This is a genomic window from Rugosimonospora africana, from assembly GCF_016862975.1.
Taxonomy (GTDB): Bacteria; Actinomycetota; Actinomycetes; order Mycobacteriales; family Micromonosporaceae; genus Rugosimonospora; species Rugosimonospora africana.
Genome location: NZ_BONZ01000030.1, coordinates 17,190 through 33,005 on the forward strand (window position 1 = coordinate 17,190; position 15,816 = coordinate 33,005).

At 70.9% G+C, this 15,816-nt stretch carries 11 protein-coding genes; 10 read left to right on the plus strand and 1 reads right to left on the minus strand.

Annotated features, from left to right (window positions below):
• Positions 1 to 38 precede the first annotated feature (38 nt).
• From efeB to Raf01_RS15165, 3 genes are all read left to right on the plus strand, one after another.
• Positions 39 to 1,316, plus strand: coding sequence for an iron uptake transporter deferrochelatase/peroxidase subunit (gene efeB / locus Raf01_RS15155; RefSeq protein ID WP_203918514.1), 1,278 nt, complete (start codon positions 39 to 41; stop codon positions 1,314 to 1,316).
• A 123-nt stretch (positions 1,317 to 1,439) separates the two neighbouring features.
• Positions 1,440 to 4,145 (plus strand): Xaa-Pro dipeptidyl-peptidase, encoded by a 2,706-nt coding sequence (locus Raf01_RS15160; RefSeq protein ID WP_203918515.1) that lies wholly within the window; start codon positions 1,440 to 1,442, stop codon positions 4,143 to 4,145.
• A 25-nt stretch (positions 4,146 to 4,170) separates the two neighbouring features.
• On the plus strand, positions 4,171 to 6,345 hold the full coding sequence (locus Raf01_RS15165) for a metallopeptidase domain-containing protein (RefSeq protein ID WP_203918516.1): 2,175 nt from the start codon (positions 4,171 to 4,173) through the stop codon (positions 6,343 to 6,345).
• 74 nt (positions 6,346 to 6,419) lie between these two features.
• On the opposite strand, the gene Raf01_RS15170 is transcribed toward Raf01_RS15165, so the two are convergent.
• On the minus strand, positions 6,420 to 7,628 hold the full coding sequence (locus tag Raf01_RS15170; RefSeq protein WP_203918517.1) for an ROK family transcriptional regulator: 1,209 nt from the start codon (positions 7,626 to 7,628) through the stop codon (positions 6,420 to 6,422).
• A 177-nt stretch (positions 7,629 to 7,805) separates the two neighbouring features.
• Here Raf01_RS15170 and Raf01_RS15175 point away from each other — a divergent pair, with 177 nt between their 5' ends.
• From Raf01_RS15175 to Raf01_RS15205, 7 genes are read left to right on the plus strand one after another with little or no spacing between them, the layout of a single operon-like run.
• Positions 7,806 to 8,858, plus strand: coding sequence for a sugar ABC transporter substrate-binding protein (locus tag Raf01_RS15175; protein ID WP_203918518.1), 1,053 nt, complete (start codon positions 7,806 to 7,808; stop codon positions 8,856 to 8,858).
• A 43-nt stretch (positions 8,859 to 8,901) separates the two neighbouring features.
• A complete protein-coding gene (locus Raf01_RS15180; RefSeq protein WP_203918519.1) occupies positions 8,902 to 9,672 on the plus strand; it encodes an ATP-binding cassette domain-containing protein in 771 nt (256 codons plus the stop codon).
• A complete protein-coding gene (locus Raf01_RS15185; protein ID WP_203918520.1) occupies positions 9,665 to 10,912 on the plus strand; it encodes a sugar ABC transporter permease in 1,248 nt (415 codons plus the stop codon). Before Raf01_RS15180 ends, Raf01_RS15185 begins: the two co-directional genes overlap by 8 nt.
• Positions 10,909 to 12,126 carry a Gfo/Idh/MocA family protein gene (locus tag Raf01_RS15190; RefSeq protein WP_203918521.1) on the plus strand — a complete coding sequence of 406 codons (1,218 nt, stop codon included), beginning with the start codon at positions 10,909 to 10,911 and terminating at the stop codon, positions 12,124 to 12,126. Before Raf01_RS15185 ends, Raf01_RS15190 begins: the two co-directional genes overlap by 4 nt.
• Positions 12,123 to 12,992, plus strand: coding sequence for a dihydrodipicolinate synthase family protein (locus Raf01_RS15195; protein ID WP_203918522.1), 870 nt, complete (start codon positions 12,123 to 12,125; stop codon positions 12,990 to 12,992). The genes Raf01_RS15190 and Raf01_RS15195 overlap by 4 nt, the downstream gene beginning before the upstream one ends.
• Positions 12,985 to 13,932 (plus strand): ribokinase, encoded by a 948-nt coding sequence (locus Raf01_RS15200; protein WP_203918523.1) that lies wholly within the window; start codon positions 12,985 to 12,987, stop codon positions 13,930 to 13,932. The genes Raf01_RS15195 and Raf01_RS15200 overlap by 8 nt, the downstream gene beginning before the upstream one ends.
• Positions 13,929 to 15,701, plus strand: a complete 1,773-nt coding sequence (locus tag Raf01_RS15205; RefSeq protein WP_203918524.1) for an IlvD/Edd family dehydratase — start codon at positions 13,929 to 13,931, stop codon at positions 15,699 to 15,701. Before Raf01_RS15200 ends, Raf01_RS15205 begins: the two co-directional genes overlap by 4 nt.
• Positions 15,702 to 15,816: the final 115 nt, after the last annotated feature.

The window sequence follows — 15,816 nt, forward strand, 5'->3', positions numbered from 1 at the left end:
GAGCTTCGCATGACAATCAGGGATCGGAGTCACGTCGCATGAGCGTGAGTCGCAGGGACGCCATCAAGCGACTGACCGCGGGCGCGGTCGGCGCGGCCGCGGTCGCTGGAATCGGCGGCGAGCCGAGGCATCTCGCGCCGCGCGCCGCCGTCGCGGGCGATGCGGCGGGCGATGTCGCACCCTTCCACGGGCCGCACCAGGCCGGAGTCCTCACGCCCGCGCAGCGCAACGCGGCGTTCGCCGCGTTCGATGTCGCGGCGACCTCGCCCGGCGCGCTGCGGGACGTGTTCCGCGCGCTCACCGCCCGGACCCGCGAGCTGGCCTCCGGCGGGCAATACGGTGCCGGGCCCGACCAGTCCGGCTCGGCGCGTCTGGCGCCGCGCGACGACCCAGACCAGTCGCCTGCCGGCAGCCCGCCGCCCGACAGCGGCGTCCTCGGCCCGGACGTGCCGACCGACCGGCTCACTGTCACCGTGTCGGTCGGCGCGTCCCTGTTCGACGAGCGGTTCGGCCTGGCCGCCCGCAAGCCGGTCCGGCTGGCGACGATGCCCACGTTCGCCAACGACGCGCTGGAACCGGACTGGTGCCACGGCGATCTCATGCTGCAGCTCTGCGCGGACAACGCGGACACCGTCCACCACGCGCTGCGCGACATCACCCGCCACACCAGGGGTGCGCTGCAACCGCGGTACCGTCTGGCCGGCTTCATCAGCCCGCCGCGACCGTCCGGCGCGGCACGCAACCTGATGGGGTTCAAGGACGGCATCGCGAACCCCACCGCCGCCGACGCGACCGACCTCGTCTGGGTGGGCGCGGGCCGGGGCGAGCCCGACTGGGCCACCGGCGGCACCTATCAGGTGGTACGCCTCATCCGCATGCTCACCGAGTTCTGGGACCGCATCACGCTCTCCGAACAGGAGGCCATCATCGGTCGGCGCCGGGACAGCGGCGCGCCCCTGGACGGTACCGCGGAGACCGACGTCCCCGACTACGAGCGCGACCCGGCCGGCGCGCTCATCCCGCTCGACGCCCACATCCGGCTGGCCAACCCGCGAACCACCGCGAGCGCGCCCAACCGCATCCTGCGCCGCGGCTACAACTACGACGGCGGACTGCTGGCCAACGGCAACCTCGACGCCGGCCTCATCTTCTGCTGCTACCAGCAGGACATCCGCCGCCAGTTCGAGACGGTCCAGAACAGGCTCGCCGACGATCCCCTGAACGACTACATCCGCCCCTTCGGCGGCGGCTACTTCTACGCCCTCCCCGGAGTGGTCTCGCCTCAGGACTGGTACGCCCGGGCCCTACTGTCCTGACCGTGAGTTGGTGAGGCTGTCGCACGTACCGCTCGCGAGACTCGACAGCCGTCGGTTCCGGCCGCGACCCGGAAGCCGACAGAATGTGCGCGAGTCGTCACCCATCGAGTGGGGGTGTGGTCGATGCACGCGGCGCGAGGCTACTGGATTCGGCGAACCTGGAAGCCGGCACGGGCGCTGATCGCGCTCGTGGCGGCGGTCCTGGCCGTGCTCAGCCCGGCGCGGGTGGCCCAAGCCGCCCCGGTGGATCCGCTCGCTTCGTGCGCGGTGCCGACATTCGCCGACGGGTTGGCGCAGAGCGTCTTCTCCTCGAACTCCGCGACCTGGGTGCGCGGCGAGGCGTGGGTGGAGGTTCCGGGCGTCGACAGCGACCGGGACGGCGTGCCCGACCGCGTCCACCTCGACATCACCCGTCCGGCGGAGACGGCCGACCCGGCCTGCCACTACAAGGCACCGGTCATCTTCGAGGCCAGCCCGTACTTCGCCAATCTCGGACCGAACGCGAACTGGAGCGTCGACCACGAGATCGGCTTCCCGCCCGCCACCCGTCCGGCGCAGACGCCGTTCACCATCCGCAACACCAGCCCGATCGCCAGCAACGACTTCAACACCACCTGGCTGCCCCGAGGGTTCGCCGTGGTGCACGCCGACTCGCTAGGCACCGGCTGGTCGACCGGCTGCGCGACCGACGGCGCGAGCAACGAGACGCTGGGCGTGAAGGCGGTGGTCGACTGGCTGAACGGCCGGGCCACCGCCTACACGAGCGTGGACGGCGACGCCACCCTTCCCGCCCCGGACTGGACCTCCGGGAAGGTCGGCATGATGGGGACGTCGTACAACGGCACCCTGCCGATCGCCGCGGCCACCACGGGTGTCCAGGGTCTGGACGCGATCGTCCCGATCTCCCCGGTGGTCAGCTACTACGACTACTACCGGACCAACGGCATGGTCCGGGGACCGGGCGGGTGGCAGGGCGAGGACTCCGATGTGCTGGCCGACGTCGTCAATACCCGCCGGTCGGCGGCGACCGGCTGGCAGCCGGACGCCTCGTTCTGCCGTCCGGTGATCCAGGACATCACCGCGAACATCGACCGCGCGTCGGGGGACTACACGGCGTTCTGGAACGACCGCAACCTGATGAACGACGTGTCCAAGATCCATGCCGCCGTACTGCTCGCGCACGGCAACAACGACGAGAACGTGATGACCAGGCAGGCGGCCGAGTTCTACGAGGCGCTGCGGCGGCTGGGCGTGCCACACCAGTTCTACTTCCACCGCGGCGGGCACGGCGGGTCGCCGCCGGACGTCATGGTCAACCGCTGGTTCACCCGCTACCTGTACGGGGTGCGCAACGGCGTGGAGGACCTGCCCCACGCCTGGGTGGTACGGGAGGCCAACGCATGCCCGCCGCGGCAGACCCCGGCGACCGGCGACCAGTCGAACACCGCGACGCTGAGCGTGGCCGACTCGGGGCAGCTGACGCTGGGCTTCACCGCGACGATCCCCATCACCGCGCCGGACGGCACGGTGAGCACCACGACCAGGCTCATCAGCAAAATCCCCGACCCGGGGCACATCGTGCTCGCCTCGGCGGTGGCCACCGGTGCCGGGCAGCGGGTCGCCGACGGCGCCTCGGTCAGCCTGGCCTGCGGCAGCGCCAATCCGACGCCGTACGCCGAATGGCCCGATCCGGCCGCGGCCCCCGCGACGCTCGACTTCGCCGCGGGCGCCCCGGCCATCGGCGGGCTGACGTTCGCGCCCGGCAGTGCCACGACCGAGACGCTGGTCGACGACGCGTCGGTCACCGCCACCACCTCGGCCAACGCCGCGTCGTCGACCGTGCGGCTGCTCTACCGGACGCCGCCGCTGACGCAGGATGTGCGCATCAGCGGTACGCCGTGGCTGTCGTTGTGGATGTCGTTCAGCAAGCCCAAGGCGAACCTGACCGGTGTACTGGTCGACTACCCGCCTACGGGCAACGCGACGATCCTGTCCCGTGGCTGGCTCGACCCGGAGAACCGTGACTCGCCGGCGAAGACCGAGGCGGTCACTCCCGGCCAGTACAACAGGATGCACTTCGACCTGCAGCCCAAGGACTTGGTGGTCGTCGCCGGGCACCGGATCGGCGTGATGATCATTTCCAGCGACTACGAGCACACGATCCGTCCGGCCCCCGGGACGCAGCTGACGATGGATCTCGCGCGCAGCAGCGTGCAGCTGCCGATCGTGGGTGGCGCCGCGGCCCTCGCCGCCGCCACCGGCGCCGGGTCGCCCGCCGAGCAGCTCGACGCGGTGCGCGTGTCCGTCGACCGGATGGGCCTGCCGGCCGCGGTGGCCAACCAGTTGCGGATCACGTTGATCGACGCGTCGCGGAAGATCGGCACGCCGGCCGCCTGCACCCGGCTGGACGACTTCCTGCGCCAGGTGTTCGACCTGGCCGGCGGTCCGCACCCGACGGTGACGATGGACCAGGCGGAACGGCTGATGTCGGCCAGCCAGGTCGGGACGCAGCTGGGGTGCTCGGATCCGGGCGGCACGACGGTCTACCTGGCGGACGAGACCTATCTGACCGCCACGCCGGCCGCGGCCGAGACCGACCTGATCGAACTCGCCGAGACGATCGAGGGATTCGGGCTCGCTCCGGGGGTCGCCGACAGCCTGACCAACCTCGCCTGGAGCGTGGCCGAGCAGGTGGCCGGTGGGTCGCCGGCGGTCTGCGGCCGGCTCGACGGGCTCGTCCAGACGATCGCCCACGATCGGCTGACCGCGCAGCAACGCGCGACGCTCGACGCGCGGACCCCGCGCCTGAAGGCCGAACTCAGCTGCTGACGTCGTACCCGATCGGAAGGACCCGATGAGCCGCTACCGTCACCTCATCCGCTCGGCGGCTGGCCTGGCCGCAGTCGTTGTCCTCGCCTTCCTCGCGGCGCCGGCTCCCGCCTGGGCGCACCGGCCGGTGATGCTGACTCACGCCCGCTTCGCCGGCCTGACGCGGATCGTCGCCGGCGCGAGCGGCGACCTCGCCGGCATCGATGCCGGCGAGGTGGTCGTGACCAAGCCGGACGGCACGGTTGTCCCGCGGACGAAGATCACGCACGTCGCGTCGGGCTCGGGCAGCCTGACGGTGGACCTCGCCGCCGACCAGTTCGCCCGGGTCGCGTCGACCGGCACCACGATCGCCCTCCGGGCCGCCGGCTCGCACGGGCACTCGCGGCCGGTCCCGGTGCTGCGGACCGGCGAACCGGCCGGCAACGGTCACATCCTCGGGTCCAGTCAGTGGACCGACAACGGCTGGAGCACGAGCTTCACCGATCCGGCGTTCTACGATCCGGTGACCGGGCAGGCCGGGCTCTACCGGTTCGAGAACATCCACCCGGACCGGGACGCCCAGGGCAGGCCGATCGCCTGGAACAACGGCGACGTGAAGAGGCCGGCACACAAGTCGATGCGCATGCTGGTGCTGTTCGTACAGTTCCCGGACCGGCTCGCCGCGAACTCGCCGGCGCCGTACCAGACCATGCAGCCGTACCAGGACTTCATCGCACCGTCCGCGCAGTTCTTCGACACCGCGTCGTACGGCCAGTTCCAGCTCAGCTTCGCCGACCCGCAGATCGCCGACGGGCTGGGCTGGATCATGATGGACCAGAACGCGAGCGCCTACACCTGGGACGCCCAGACGCACAACATGTTCGCCTACGCCCGCGAGGCGTTCCAGCACGCCTACGACAACTGGGGCATCCAGGCGGACGACTACGACATGGCGCTCATCATGCCGGCCCGCGGGAGTTCCGGTCTGTTCAACGGCCCGGGCAACATCAACCGGGACCCCACCGACGGCGAGCAGACCAACACCAACCAGGTCGCCTACGTCGACCACGACGGCAAGCCGCACTACGTCAGCACGGTGCTCACCGCCGGCAACGACATGTTCTCCTGGGGGTACCGCTGGCTGAACCACGAAGCGGGCCACACCATCGGGTTCCCCGACCTGTACCTGTACTCCCCGACCAAGGTGGCCGGCGTCAACGTCAACCAGTTCTTCTGGGTCGGCGGCTGGGACATCATGGGCAACATCGGCGGCCACTCCAACGACTATCTCGGCTTCCAGAAGTGGAAAGTGGGCTGGCTGCGCGACGATCAGGTGGACGTGGTGAGCCGGGCCGGCACCACCACGCATCGCATCAGCCCGATCGAGACTCCCGGCGGCAGCAAGACCGTCGTCATCCGCACCGGTGTCTCGACCGCGTATGTCGTCGAGTTCCGGACCAAGCTCGGCGTCAACGGGCTCGACGGCCGCGGACGGTACCAGGGCATGCTGCTGTACCGGATCGACGCGTCGAGGTGGGAGCAGCGGGACGTCAACGCCGACGTGCAGGTCATTTCCAAGCAGTACTACAACGATCCCGCGGTCGGCGGGCCGCAGAACCTGACCGGCGTGTGGCGGCCCATCACCACGTCGCTGGCGGGGCTGGACAGCGAGGGTGCGCTCTGGCAGCCGGGTGACGTCTTCGAGGACCCGGCGACGGGCGTACGCATCGACTTCGGCGACATCAGCGACTACCTGGCGACCGATCCGGCCAGCAGCCCCTACACCGCCGACGACGTCGCCACGCTCACCGTGCGGAAGGCCGGCGACTCCGCCCTGGACCACCCGGTGGCGCTGAGCAACGCCCGGGCCGAGACGCCAAACGAGATCACCTTCGACACGAGTACCGAGCTGCAGCGCCGGATCACCGACTCGAACAGCATCAACAACGGCGACTACACCTATGTACGGGAGGAATCCCGGCTCACCGCCGACGACCTGGTGGTGAGGAAGGGTACCCGCACCATCCCGGCCAGCAGGATCGAGGCGATCGACGTGGAGCCCACGAGCGTCACGCTGACCTTCCGACCCGGTACCTTCGCCAACCTGGCGGACACCGCCGGCCTGACCATCTCTACCAAGGCTTACTACTACTTCGCCGCCAGCCGACCAGTGGTCGTGCCGCACCGGTACACCGGATCCGCGCCACCGCCGGTCAACTGATCTGATCGGCCTCGCCGAGCAGTCTCCGCCTTCAGCCGCCGCGCTTCGATCGCCGCCCTTCAACCACCGCCGCTTCAGCCGCCGCGCTGGCTCAGTTGCAACAGGTCTTCGTCCGGCAGCGACGCGGTGGCGATGGCCATGGCGCCGACCGCGATGGACGCCTCGTTCAGCTCCGCCTCGATCACGGCGGGCTGCACCGGCATGGTCGGGATGACCGCGTCGGCGAACCCGCGACGCAGTGCCGGCAGGGCGACACTGCTCGCCCGGGCGAGGGTCCCGCCGATGATGATTCTGGTGGGACTCAGCAGGCTCGCCACGGAGCCCAGCACCGATCCGATGCGATGCGACTCGCGGGTCACGATGTCCAGGCACACCGCGTCGCCGGCCACGGCCGCGTCCAGGAACTCCTCGTGGGTGGTCACCCGCGCGCCGGCCTCCTGGGCGGTACGCAGCATCGCCGGCAGGCTGGCGAAAGTCTCCAGGCAGCCGGAGTTGCCACAGCGGCACCGCTGCCCGCCACCGGGCTCCACCACCACGTGCCCGATCTCACCGCCGCCGCCCAGCCCGCCGTGGTAGATCCGGTTGGCGAGCACGAATCCGGCGCCGATGCCGTCGGCGACGGTGACGTTCAGGAAGTCGGAGCAACCGCGTCCGGCGCCCCAGCGCCACTCGGCCATGGTGGCCGCGTACGCGGCGTTGTCCAGCACCACCCGCGCGCCCAGCCGGGCGGTCAGCCACTGCACCGGGTGCACCGACCACCACTGGGGGAAGGCCGGTTCCACGGCCGTGGCCGGACCCGCGATCGGTGAGGGCAGGCTCAGCCCGACGGCGACCACGTCCGCTGGCTTGCGGCCGGCGCCGGCGATGCACTCCTCGGCCAGCGTGACCGCCGACTTCAGCATCTCGATCGGGGTGAGTTCGGGGGAGGTGGACATCGAGCGGCTCTGATAGATCTCGCAGGCCAGGTTGCCGAGCACCACATCGATCTTCTGGTGGTCGACGCCGATGCCGAGGACCAGGCCGAGCCGACCGGAGAGCGAGACGATCTTGTATCGGCGCCGGTCCACCCGTTCGGTGAGGGTGACCTGGTCGAGTTCGAGCAGCTCGGCGACCATGTTCGAGATGCTCGCCTGGGAGAGCTTGACGCGCGCCGCGAGATCCTTCTGCGACTGGGGACCGTAGTCGCGCAGCGCCGCGAGGACCCGCATCCGGTTGCCCTTGCGCAGCGCCGAGAGATCCCCGGCCGGGGTGTCCCCGAGCCGGGACGCGGCTGTGTCGGTCAAGGCTTTCCACCCTCCTCGCGTCAATCTTCCGATCTGAGCGCCCAGCATTCCAGACCGGGGCGGTCCCCGTGCCAGCGCTGGGCGGCTCGACTTCAGATGTTGACTTTACAGCTTGAAGTCGATTCAATGACCACGGCCTCGTCCCGGGCCGTCATTTGTCAGAGAGGACACACCCCCATGCGCTCCAAGATCCTCGCCATTGGCGCGATCTGCGCTGCTCTAATGTCCCTGGCCGCGTGCGGCAAGACGGGCGCCGCGGCCGGTTCGGCAGGCGTCGAGCACGTCGCGTTCATGATGCCCGACCAGACCGCCACCAGGTACGACAAGTTCGACCGGCCGCAGTTCACCGCGGCGCTCAAGGCGCTGTGCTCCAAGTGCCAGGTCGACTACTACAACGCCTCCAACGACGCGCAGACCCAGCAGGCGCAGTTCGAGTCGGCGCTGTCCAAGGGCGCCAAGGCCGTCGTCATCTCCGCCGTCGACGGCAAGGGCGCCCAGGCCATGGTGGCCGAGGCCAAGAGCCAGAGCGTCCCGGTCGTGGCCTACGACCGGTACATCGCGGGTGCCAACGCCTACATCTCGTACGACAACGAGAAGGTCGGTGAACTGCAGGGCCAGGGTCTGCTGGACGCGATGTCGGCGCGCGGCACCCTGCAGGGCAACGTGTTCATGATCAACGGTTCGCCGACCGACCCCAACGCGGCCGACTTCAAGTCCGGCGCGATGAAGGTGCTGACCGGCAAGGTACACATCGTCTTCTCGCACGACACCACCAACTGGGACCCGACCGACGCCCAGAACGCGCTGGAGCAGGCGTTGCAGCGGTACGGCACCAAGAACATCGGTGGTGTGCTCGCCGCGGCGGACGGTGTCGCCGAGGCGTCGGTGGCCGCGCTCAAGTCGGCGGGCGTCAACCCCATGCCGCCGTTGACCGGGCAGGACGCCGAACTGACCGCCGTACAGCGCATCGTGGCCGGCGAGCAGACCCTGACCATCTTCAAGGAGGCCAAGCCCGAGGCACAGGGCGCGGCGCAGATGACCAACGCACTGCTCACCGGTGGCAAGCCGGAGACGAGCACGACGTTCGAGAATGTGCCGGCGGTGCTTCTGAAGCCGGTACTCGTCAACTCCGGCAACATCGCGCAGACGGTGGTGCAGGCCGGCTACTACACCCGCGAGGAGATCTGCACGGCGCAGTTCGCCCCGGCGTGCAAGGCCGCGGGCCTGTAGTGGCGCGGCAAGCGCACCAGTGGCAGAGAGAGGAGGTAACGAGGTGACATCAACTGACCCGATCCTGAGCCTGACCGGCATAGACAAGCGGTTCGGCGCCGTTCAGGCGCTGGCCGGGGTCGACTTCTCCGTTCACGCCGGCGAGGTCGTGGCCCTGGTGGGCGACAACGGTGCGGGCAAGTCAACTCTCGTCAAGACCATCGCCGGGGTGTACCAGCCCGATGCCGGCGAGATCCGCTTCGACGGCCGGCCGGTCACGCTGTCCCGACCGGCGGACGCGACCGCGCTCGGCATCGCCACGGTCTTCCAGGACCTCTCTCTGTGCCGCAATCTCGACGTCGTCGCGAACCTGTTCCTCGGCCGGGAACTGCCGGGCAGGCTGCGTCCGCTGAATGAGATCGCCATGGAACGGGAGGCATGGTCGCTGCTGCGTTCGCTTTCAGCCAAGATCCCGTCGGTACGCACCCCGGTGGAGTTGCTGTCCGGCGGCCAGCGGCAGACGGTGGCCATCGCGCGGTCGTTGCTGGGTAACCCCAGGGTGGTGCTGCTCGACGAGCCGACCGCCGCACTCGGGGTGGCCCAGACGGCGGAGGTGCTCGACCTCATCCGCCGGCTGAGGCAGCGCGACCTCGCGGTGATCCTGATCAGCCACAACCTGGCCGACGTCCAGGCCGTGGCCGACCGCGTGGTAGTACTGCGACTGGGCCGCAACGCCGCGGAGTTCGACGTCGCCACGGTCGCCACCGAAGCGCTGGTCGCCGCGATCACGGGCGCCGACGAGAGGTTGCCGGCGGAGGAGGCGGAGCATGTCTGAGGAGACCGTGCGGACGGCCAGCCGGCCCCGGCTCGACCAACAGGACGTACGCCTGCGGACCACCCGGGGCCCGGCCGGCGTCGTGTCCGCCGCCGGACGGGCGATCCGCGAGGGGCGAGCCGGCTCGGTGATGGTCCTGCTGGGCCTGGCGCTGATCGTCGTGTACTTCCAGTACCGCACCGGGGTCTTCCTGCGTCCGGCCAACCTGGTGAACCTGACGCTGCAGATGGCGCAGATGGGCGTCATCTCGATCGGCATCGTCGGCGTGCTGTTGCTGGGCGAGATCGACCTGTCCGCCGGTTCGGTCAGCGGCTTCACCGCCTGCATCATGGCTGTGGAGGCGGTACGGCACGGCGTACCCGACCTGGTCGCGATACTGCTGGCGATCGCGACCGGTGTCGCGCTCGGCCTGCTGCACGGCCTGCTGATCACCAAGGCGCGGGTACCGGCGTTCATCGTGACGCTCGCCGGGTTCCTGTCCTGGCAGGGCGTGCAGCTGACCATCCTCGGCAGCATCAAGACGATCACCCTGCCCGATCACAGCCTGGCGGTCCGGCTGGTGTACGGCTTCGTGCCGCCGCTGTGGTCGTACCTCGTGGCCGGCGTGGCCGTGCTGGTCTACGCCGCCCTGGCGGTGCGCACGTCGCGCCGGCGCTCGGCCGCGGGCCTGACCGGGACGAGTCCGGCGGGCATCGCGGCCCGCGCGATCGGGCTGGCCGTGGCGCTGTTCGCAGTGGCCATCGTGCTCAACCGCGCCCGTGGGCTGTCCTACGCCGTCGTCCTGATGGTCGCGCTGGTGGTGGTGTTCGACCTCATCTACCGCCGCAGCCGTTACGGGCGCTACATCTACGCGATCGGCGGCGACTCGCAGGCCGCGCTGCGGGCGGGAATCAAGGTTTCCGCGATCCGCGTCTCGGTCTTCGCGACTTGCTCGGGCCTGGCCGCGCTGGGCGGCCTGATCGGCGCGGGCCGGCTGTACTCCGCGGGCGCCCAGTCCGGCGGCAGCGACCTGCTGCTGGACGCCATCGCCGCGGCGGTCATCGGCGGTACGTCGCTGTTCGGCGGGCGCGGCTCGTCCTGGTCGGCGCTGCTGGGCACCCTGGTCATCGCGACCATCACCAACGGCCTGCTACTGCTGGGCCTGGAGTCCAACGTGCAGTTCACCATCACCGGCATCGTGCTGCTGCTGGCCGTGCTGCTCGATTCGCTGTCCCGTCGACGTTCACCGGAGGGCCGATGAATCCCATCCGGCTGGGAGTGCTCGGCCTCGGAGCCGTGGCACAAGCCGTGCACCTGCCGCTGATCACCAAGCGGCGCGACCTGTTCGACCTCGTCGCGGTGGCCGACGTGTCGCCCGGGCTGACGGCCGAGGTGGCCGACCGGTTCGCCGTGCCGCGGCGGTTCACCGCCGTCGAGGACCTGCTCGACGGCGCGGACCTCGACGGGCTGCTGATCGCCTCCGGCGGTTCGCACCTCGGCGCGGTGGTCGCCGCGTTCGACCGGGGCGTACCGGTGCTGTGCGAGAAGCCGCTCGCGGTCACCCACGCCGAACTGGACGAGTTGGAGGCGCACCTGCCGGCCGGCGTGGCGCACCCGCTCCTGCTCGGCTACATGAAGCAGTACGACCCGGCGGTCACCGCGGCGGCCGAACTGCTGGCCGAGCTCGGCGACATCCGCGAGATCGAGGTGACCGTCCTGCACCCGACCGGGCCCTCCCAGCTGGACATCGCCCGGGTGCGCACCGGTCACGCGGACGTGCCGGCTGCCGTGGCCGGCACGCTGGCGGCCGAGGACGACCGGCTGCGCCGGCAGGCACTGGGCGATGTGGACCGGGACACCGGGCGCGTGTACGCCGGATGCCTGCTGTCCAGCCTGTCGCACGACTTCTCGCTGCTGCGGCTGTTCGTCGGGGCGCCCGAGTCGATCGAACTCGCCGACATCTGGCGGGTACCGACTCCCGGCCAGCGGCGCGACATCGGCAAGGACGCGGAGGCGTTGGGTTCACTGCCTCCCTCGATCCGGGTCGCCGGACGGCTTCCCGGCGGCGTGCGCACCACGATGGCCTGGCACTACCTGCCGGACTATCCGCTGTACCGCGAGACGGTGCGGATCGTGCACGGCACCGGCTCGCTGGAGCTGGTGTTCCCGTCGCCGTACCTGATGCACGCGCCGACCCGGCTGACCGTCACCTCGTTGGCCGGCGACCGGGTACACGAGACGGTGACCTCCAGCGTGCGGGAGGCGTTCGAGATCCAGCTCGAGTCCTTCGTCGCGATGCTCCGGGACGGGTTCGTGCCCCACTCCGACCTCGCCTCCGGGCGCGCCGACGTCACGACGGCACAGCAGGTCATGGCCCGGTATGGGCTGACCAACGGCGTCGAGTTCGGTGGTGAGGTCGGCGCGTTGCAACGCGGGGGACTGGCGATCCAACCGGTACGGGAGGGTGTGGCGTGAACCTGGGTCGGAAGATCATCACCGCGGTGCCGGTCGGTTTCGCCGCCGACGGCACGGTCGACCTGCGGGCGTCCCGGCGCATCCTGCGCTTTGTCGCCGGTAGCGGGGTCGACGGCGCGTTCGTCCTCGGTACCACCGGCGAGTTCCCGTCGCTGGACCGCGCCGAACGGCGGGCGCTGCTCGACGCGTACGTCGAGGAACTGGGCGACCTGCCGATGGTGGTTCACGTCGGCGCGGCCAGCGCTCACGAGGTGCTGGGCCTGATCGAGGACGCCCGCGCGTGCGGTGTGCGGTCGGTCGCTGCCATCACCCCGTACTACCTGCCCACCACGGACGCCGCCGTGCTGTCCTTCTTCGAGCGGATCAGCGGGGCGGCCGGTGGGATGGACGTCTACGCGTACATCTTCGCCAGAGCCACCGGTGTCGTCGTCGGCGACGACCTGCTCGCCCGGATCTCCCGGCTGCCCAACCTGTACGGTGCCAAGGTCAGCGGCGAGCCGATCATCCGCCTGGACGGCTACCGTGCCGTTGTGCCGGACGATTTCGTACTGCTCACCGGCGCCGACAGCGACCTCGCGGTGGTTCCGGAGCACGGCGGGGCGGGCGTCATCTCGGGCGTCGCCTCGGCCTTCCCGGAGCCGTTCATCCGGCTGGCCGCGGCCCTGGCCGACGGCGACGAGCCGGCCGTCGCGGCGGCGCAGCAACAGGTCGACGACGTGGTCGAGCTCATCGCCGCGAGTCCGGCGCGGATGAAGGCCACCCTGCGGATGCGTGGCGTCGACGCGGGCCACTGCCGGATGGCCCTCGAACCGCCGTCAGAGGCGGTGCTCGCGCGGCTGCGCCGAGCGGTCGAAGCGTATGCCTGAGTACAGCCGGCTGCGGGCCGGATCCGTGACCGTGCTCGGCAGTCTCAACACCGACTTCATCGTGACGCAGCCACGTTTCCCGAGGCCGGGCGAGACCGTCCAGGGCAACGGATTCGCCACGATGGCCGGCGGCAAGGGCCTGAACCAGGCGGTGGCGGCGGCCCGCAGCGGGGCGACGGTGCGGCTGGTCGGCGCCGTCGGCGACGACACGTTCGGCCGCTCGCTCGTTGACTTCGTGGCGGGCGAGGGCATCGACGTCACCGGCGTGGCGGTGCTCGCCGCGACCACCGGCAGCGCGCACATCGCGGTCACCGCGGCCGGCGAGAACGCCATCGTCCTGGTGGCCGGCGCCAACGGCGAACGCCTGCGGCTCGACGACGGCGTGCGGGCGGCCGTCACCGACGGGACCTACCTGGTCACCCAGGCCGAGCTGCCCCTGCCGCTGGTGACCGAGGCCCTCGCCGCGGCCCGCGAGCGGGGGATCGTCACGGTGCTGACCCCGTCCCCGGTCTCTGTGCTCGGCGGCGTGGTGCCGCCCGGCGTCGACATCCTGGTCGGTAACGAGCTGGAGGTGTGTGAGCTCGCGGACGCGGCGGATCCGCGTGCCGCCGCGTGCCGGCTCAGCGCCTCAGTACCGATCGTGATCGCCACCCTCGGCGGCGACGGCGTGGTGTGGGCGATCGACGGCGCCATCGCCGGGCAGCGACCGGCCCGACCGGTCGCGGTCGTGGACACCACCGGCGCCGGAGACACCTTCGTCGGTGCCCTGGTGGCCCGGCTGGCCGCCGGCGACGGGCTGGAGACCGCGGTCGACTGGGCGGTACTCGCCGCGTCGCTGTCGGTCTCGCGGGCCGGCGCCGCCCCGTCCATCCCGACCACCGAGGAGATAAACGCCTTGCTGCATCTGGGTGCGCTGACCGAGGAGCGGGTACGGCGATGAACGACCCACATCCGTTGCGCAGCGACGCGTGGTTCAACAACCCGGCGGAGCCGGGCGAGACGGCGATCTACCTGGAGCGCTTCGCCAACCGCGGGATCACCGGGCAAGAGCTGCGGGCGGGTCGACCGGTCATCGGCATCGCGCAGAGCGGCAGCGAACTGACCCCGTGCAACTTCATCCACGTCTCGCTCGTCCAGCGGGTCAAGGACGGCATCCGGGACGCAGGCGGGATCCCGGTCGAGTTCCCGACGCATCCCATCCAGGAGTCGGTGCGCCGGCCCACCGCGGCCCTGGACCGCAACCTGGCCTACCTGGCGCTGGTGGAAATCCTCACCGGGTACCCGTTCGACGGCGTGGTGCTGACCACCGGCTGCGACAAGACCACCCCGGCGGCGCTGATGGCCGCCGCCACCGTGGACATTCCCGCGATCGTACTGTCCGGCGGGCCGATGCTGGACGCCACCTGGGAAGGGCACCGGGCCGGCAGCGGCATGGTGTTGTGGCAGGCCCGCCGCGATCTGGCAGCGGGACGCATCGGCCCGGACGAGCTCATCGACCGGGTGGTCGGCACCGTGCCCAGCGCCGGGCACTGCAACACCATGGGCACCGCGCTGTCCATGAACAGCCTGGCCGAGGCGCTCGGCATGTCGTTGCCGGGCTGCGCCGCGATTCCCGCCCCCTATGCGGAGCGCGCCGCGATGGCGTACCGGACCGGGTACCGGGCCGTCGAGCTGGTACGCGAGGACGTGCGACCCAGCGCGATCCTCACCCGTGCCGCCTTCGACAACGCGATCGTGGTCGCCTCGGCGATCGGCGCGTCGACGAACTGCCCTCCGCACCTGGCCGCGATCGCCGCCCACGCCGGGATCCGGCTGGACGTGCGCGACTGGGACCGGATCGGGTACCACATCCCGCTGCTGGTCGACCTGCAGCCGGCCGGCCGGCACCTGGGGGAGAGCTTCCACCGGGCCGGCGGCGTCCCCGCGGTCATCGGCGAACTGCTCGCCGCCGGGCTGCTGGACGGAACGGCCGCGACCGTGTCGGGCGGCAGCATCGCGGACAACTGCGCCGCGCGCCGCAGCCTCGATACCGAGGTCATCCGGCGGTACGGCGACCCGGTCAAGCACGACGCCGGCTTCATGGTGCTGTCCGGCAACGTGGCCGACTCGGCGATCCTCAAGACCTCGGTCATCGGTGACGACTACCGTGACCGGTACCTGGGTGGCGACGTGGCCACCGCGTGCTTCGAGGTGCGCGCCGTGGTCTTCGACTCGCCGGAGCAGTACCGGGCCACCATCGAAGACCCGGAGCTGGGCGTGGGTCCCGACTCGATGCTCATCGTGCGCAACGCCGGCCCGGTCGGGTACCCGGGTTCTGCCGAGGTGGTGAACATGTCACCGCCCGGCGCGCTGGTACGGCAGGGAATCGAGATGCTGCCGTGCATGGGCGACGGGCGGCAGAGCGGTACCTCGGACAGCCCGTCCCTGCTCAACGTCAGCCCCGAGGCGGCGGTGGGCGGCGGTATCGCGCTCATCCGCACCGGTGACCGGCTGCGCGTCGACCTTCCGGGGCGCCGCATCGATCTGCTGGTCGACGAGGACGAACTCCAGCGGCGCCGGGCCGAGCCGCTGCCGGAGGTCGTCGCCAGCTACACGCCGTGGCAGGAGCTGTTCCGGCGGCACGTCACTCAACTGTCCGAGGGTGCGTACCTGGACTTCGCCACCGCCTACCGTTCCGCGGGACGGATCGTCCCGCGGCACTCGCACTGACCCTCGCGCTGACCCGCCGGTACCCGGACCGGCCGGGGAGCCACACGTGGCACCCGGCGGGGATGTCTGGGGGAGCGCGGCCCGGCCGGTCTGGCCCGGCCGAGCACCCCAGCGC

Coding starts and splice junctions, on each gene's coding strand:
- efeB (WP_203918514.1), top strand. CDS start 39: ATGAGCGTGAGTCGCAGGGACGCCATCAAGCGACTGACCGCGGGCGCG.
- Raf01_RS15160 (WP_203918515.1), top strand. CDS start 1,440: ATGCACGCGGCGCGAGGCTACTGGATTCGGCGAACCTGGAAGCCGGCA.
- Raf01_RS15165 (WP_203918516.1), top strand. CDS start 4,171: ATGAGCCGCTACCGTCACCTCATCCGCTCGGCGGCTGGCCTGGCCGCA.
- Raf01_RS15175 (WP_203918518.1), top strand. CDS start 7,806: ATGCGCTCCAAGATCCTCGCCATTGGCGCGATCTGCGCTGCTCTAATG.
- Raf01_RS15185 (WP_203918520.1), top strand. CDS start 9,665: ATGTCTGAGGAGACCGTGCGGACGGCCAGCCGGCCCCGGCTCGACCAA.
- Raf01_RS15190 (WP_203918521.1), top strand. CDS start 10,909: ATGAATCCCATCCGGCTGGGAGTGCTCGGCCTCGGAGCCGTGGCACAA.
- Raf01_RS15200 (WP_203918523.1), top strand. CDS start 12,985: ATGCCTGAGTACAGCCGGCTGCGGGCCGGATCCGTGACCGTGCTCGGC.
- Raf01_RS15205 (WP_203918524.1), top strand. CDS start 13,929: ATGAACGACCCACATCCGTTGCGCAGCGACGCGTGGTTCAACAACCCG.